The 2,881-nt window shown below is 34.3% G+C and carries 1 protein-coding gene; it reads right to left on the bottom strand.

Annotation, left to right across the window (positions count from 1 at the left end; translation table 11 throughout):
* Positions 1-125: 125 nt before the first annotated feature.
* Positions 126-2,015, bottom strand: a complete 1,890-nt coding sequence (locus J7439_RS25190) for a hypothetical protein (RefSeq protein ID WP_209204808.1) — start codon at positions 2,013-2,015, stop codon at positions 126-128.
* Between the last annotated feature and the right edge of the window lie 866 nt (positions 2,016-2,881).

Genomic DNA, 2,881 nt, shown 5'->3' with positions numbered 1-2,881 from the left:
AAATTGGGCTTGTTTCATTGAAAGACTTATGGATCAGGTTTCACCATCATTGTTGAACCGCCCGGTGCGGACCCGCATGCCGGGTGCTGTGGGGAGGGTTGGAGAAAGACCAGCCCTTACCCGATTTAAGTGCCGGTTGCATATTTTTTATTTATGGCTTTGAATTTGGAGGTTAGTTTGATCTTATAGTTTCTCGAGATTTGGCGGCAGACGAATTTGTTTATCCTTTTTGTACTTATTAGTTGAATAAAAAATGCCAATAATGTGCAAAAGCCTGTAATTAGTGCAAAGTTACTATCTTGTGCAGTTTTACTGAAATATGCAATTAAAGCTGCAGCTACAGGAAAGACTGAATATATTACACTAATAGTGAAGTAATATTTAAATTTCGCTTGTGGTCGCAGAATTTCTTTTGCTTCATTTTTTTCATTGTTCTTAAGTTTGAGGAGTTGGGCATTTGCGGCTTCGCCCTCCTTTGACTTTGTCTCTAAAATTGATTTTTCGCGTAAGGTTTTTTCGATCAAATCACTGCTTAAAAACTCTAATGCAATATCTACTGTGTTATCGTTTAGCTCTTCTGGCTTACTTGGCTTTATTCGTAACTCTGTATTTATTTGAATTGCAATATCACGGCTAATAAGACCTTTTTCTAGCTGACTTTGTAATTTTTTATACTCTTTTGTTACTTGCGAACTTATCTGTGAGGAAAGAGCAAGTTGTGCCTTGGTGACAGCCTTGAATGACGTTGGAATACCTTGGTCTCCACCAAACCCTTTGTTTAGTTTAAACCAAAGTCTTTCGGTCATGAAGTCAATATAAGTTGCAAAAGGGATGTCTCTAGAATCTTTCCTAATTACTTCTGAGAACGCCGAGTTTAATGTTAGACGTTTGGCTGATATAAGTATTGCTTTTACTTTGTCAATTCCAACTGAACTTTCACCCTTTCTTATGTAGTTTATCTTGGTGAATGTCTTTAATATTTTTGAATATTCTTCATCTTCATCTTTGTTATTGAATCTATCTTTGAGAAGATTTATGGTGTCAATGCTTTCTAGGTTATATTCAGGATGTTGATAATAGTTTGTATGATCTTTTTTGGATATTTTTAATCTTTTTAGGGTGTCATAAAAAGCAACTTTTTTGGTTGCAACATCGCTTCTACTTTTGCAGCCATTTAGAATAAGATGCATTGCTGTTTTTGATGGGTCAATGCTTTCATTTCTTTCAAATACTCGTTCTGCAGCATAAAAGAAACTGTTGATTTCATCCTCTGCTTCCGAAAAATAACAGACTTGTATTTTCCCATTTCTTTGTTTGCTGCGATTTGCATCATCGACAAGACCATTAAAGTCATTGAATAGTTTTTGGTAGAGTTCGCCATTTAAACCGGCTGCACTGAACAATATTTCTGTATCTAGGAATATTATTAGGTCATTATCCCATGAGCCTAGCTCATTTATCCCAGCAGTGAACCTGATTCCTGTATATAAAATTAGTCCCTCTTCGATTTTAATAAGAGATTCGTTGAATTCTTTATTTTTTTGATTGGATATGATGAAGTGACTTATCTCATTAGAATACTCGTTTTTATAATTAGGGTTGATAATATATTCATTAAAGCATTTAGAAACTTCTTCAATGTCTATGCTTTCATCGCTTAGTCGTATTTTTTGAATATTTTCTATAAGATCTGTTAGTATTCTATCGTAATCAGAAACAGCCTCGTCGTGTCCTATCAATGTATCGGTTTTATTAAAGTGCTCTGTTACAACAAACTGACCATCTTTTATGTCGAGCTCGCCATTTTTTTTAAGCCGATTTTTTAAACAAGTTTTAACAACGGCTTCTGGTAAATCGAATCCATATGTTTCTCTAAGTAGCCTGGAACATTTGGAGGTGTCTAATGACCAGCATGAGTTTAAGACAATTGCTGATCTTATAAAATTAGTGATTACATCGTAAATATCTTTATTGCAATCATAAAGCTCTCGGAATACAGCAATGGAAGCTAACAATTTATGATCTTTCATGTGAAGCTAAAATTATTCCTATGTTTAATTTGTGAAGTTGAACTCGATGTTTAGGCACTTAACGCCTGCATAAGCGGCGGTGCGTCTAGCACCGTCCGCTGGATGCTCTTGTTATGCGTTTTTGATATCTAGTTTTGATTTGGTGGTGTTGAACTGTGTTCTTTTATATGGGATTAGGCTTTATTGTTAAATCAATCGAACTCTCGAGAATAGTAAAGAGTTTTTCCACATTGCATACAAAAATGTTCTCTATGAAACGTACGATTCTTTAATGCTTTTGTACTAACGCGGTCATTACCACAAACAAAACAATTTATATGATTACCATTTACATTGTCTGGATATGTTTTTTTATACCATTGGTAATTCTTTTCCTGAAGATCTGAGATTAATTTGAATGCTTTTTTATAAGTTTTCCATGATGTGTAGAGCAAAAAAAAACCAATCAAAAATATAATTAAAGGGAAAAATATTGGATATGGCATCGTTAATGCTAGAAGTGATGCAATCACCAAAAAAGCACCAATTAACATAAATGCAAAACAAAAAAATGATGTTGTAATTTTGGAAAATGTATAGTTCATAAATCCTACTAACTATATTTAATTCTTGATAATCTCTATTGATTTTCAAGTCAATTTAACTACGCAAATTATTTCATTAACAAATTTATATTTCGTTGATGAAAATCAAATTTCCAACACTATAGGTATATAGAACAGAACGCATAACGATTAGTTCAGCGAATTCTGCACCGCTACAATCTACCAGATTCTGGCGAATTTAGGCAGAGCATAAAAGAGGTGATGTGCAGCATTCGCTGCAACGGGGGTTGGACGAGCCCTTGCACG

The organism is Salinisphaera sp. G21_0, assembly GCF_017744115.1.
Lineage (GTDB): Bacteria > Pseudomonadota > Gammaproteobacteria > Pseudomonadales > Endozoicomonadaceae > Endozoicomonas.
The sequence above is the reverse complement of the archived record's forward strand: the minus strand, read 5'-3'. Positions and strand labels throughout refer to the sequence as shown.